This is a genomic window from Paenibacillus helianthi (assembly GCF_001909055.1).
Lineage (GTDB): Bacteria > Bacillota > Bacilli > Paenibacillales > Paenibacillaceae > Paenibacillus_AQ > Paenibacillus_AQ helianthi.
In genome coordinates this window covers 1-928 of sequence record NZ_LVWI01000010.1, presented here as the reverse complement: position 1 = coordinate 928, position 928 = coordinate 1, and the positions used below count along the sequence as shown (strand labels likewise).

The 928-nt window shown below is 33.4% G+C and carries 1 protein-coding gene; it reads left to right on the top strand.

The genetic code is table 11. From position 1 onward, the window contains the following. Positions 1-899: DegT/DnrJ/EryC1/StrS family aminotransferase (locus tag A3844_RS06075; RefSeq protein WP_143192017.1), on the top strand; the 899-nt coding region annotated here is incomplete at its 5' end. Positions 900-928: the final 29 nt, after the last annotated feature.

Genomic DNA, 928 nt, shown 5'->3' with positions numbered 1-928 from the left:
GATTATATAATAGATCATTTTTGGAATTTAATAGTGCAAGAAGTGCTTTCAAATATTATCTTACTTCACAAAACTTAGAATCCCAGATCACCGTTTTTATACCTGCTTATATAGGGTGGAGTAGTATTGAGGGTTCAGGGGTATTTGATCCAATTAAAGACTCTAATGTAAAGTATGAATTTTATGCACTTGATACAGAGCTTGGTATCATAAAAAATGATTTATTCGTAAAAATCAATAATGCGCCTGCTAATAGTATTCTACTATTAATACATTATTTCGGTAGACCTGACCCTAATTTGGGTATGATTGTTAAAATGGCTAAAGAGAAAAATATTCGGATTGTTGAGGACGCTGCCCATGCTTTATTCTCCTCATTAATAGGTGGAAGTTGTGGAGGACTTGGAGATGTGAGTATTTATTCTTTGCACAAAATGTTGCCAATCGAAACAGGGGGAATACTTCAAATAAATAATAATGAAACAAAAGAAATTAATCGAATGGTTGAGAACTCTTACTTACGTAGTTTACTGTCATACGACCTTTCGGCTCTTGCCCAAATCAGAAAGAATAATGAGATATATCTGAGGGATTTGTTGTTGCCGTTGCATGGAGAGGTGGATTTACTCTGGCCAGAATTGACACCTAATAATGTTTATCTTCAAACATTGCCGGTGCTTATAAAGAAAAAGTCTCGCAACGATTTTTATTTTGAACTGAATAAACAGGGCTTTGGAGTCGTTAGTTTGTACCATACTATGATTAATGAGATTAACCCGAATCACTATCCAGAATCATTTTCTTTGTCTAAATGTATTCTAAATCTCCCGCTACATCAAGAGAGTAAACAAGAAGATTTAAAGGATATGGTAAATTTAATGATTAATCTGATCAATTAGAAGTGAATGGAGAAAACTAAATGTTAGAA